The following is a 331-nucleotide window of genomic DNA, read 5'->3' as shown; positions in this document are numbered from 1 at the left end:
GCGCACCCAACCCCAACGCCACACCAGCACGCGGCAACCGAATCCCCGCCAACACATCCACCGCGTTGACCACACCCAAACTCGACGGGTACAGATTCCAGTCGTTCACCTTGATGATCGAGACCACCAGCACGAGGACGCCGATGGCGCCCGAGGTGGATTTGATGATCTCGATGACTGCGATGGAGTCGTCTGGGACGGAGACTTTCAGGGCGTGGGCCAGGAGTACGCCGATCACACCGACGAAATACTCACCCAAAGTCACACCCACCACGGTCTGCTTGACCACGTCAGCCACCGACCGGTTATACCGCGACATATCCGGGGTAAA

General features: G+C 59.8%; 1 pseudogene. It reads right to left on the bottom strand.

Features of this window, described 5'->3' with window-relative positions:
• Positions 1-331: pseudogene (locus KEM60_RS14500) on the bottom strand (cytosine permease); the annotation flags it as partial.

The organism is Austwickia sp. TVS 96-490-7B, assembly GCF_019331795.1.
In the GTDB taxonomy this organism is placed as follows: domain Bacteria; phylum Actinomycetota; class Actinomycetes; order Actinomycetales; family Dermatophilaceae; genus Austwickia.
Note: the sequence above shows the minus strand (reverse complement) of the source record. Positions and strands in the feature narration are given on the sequence as shown.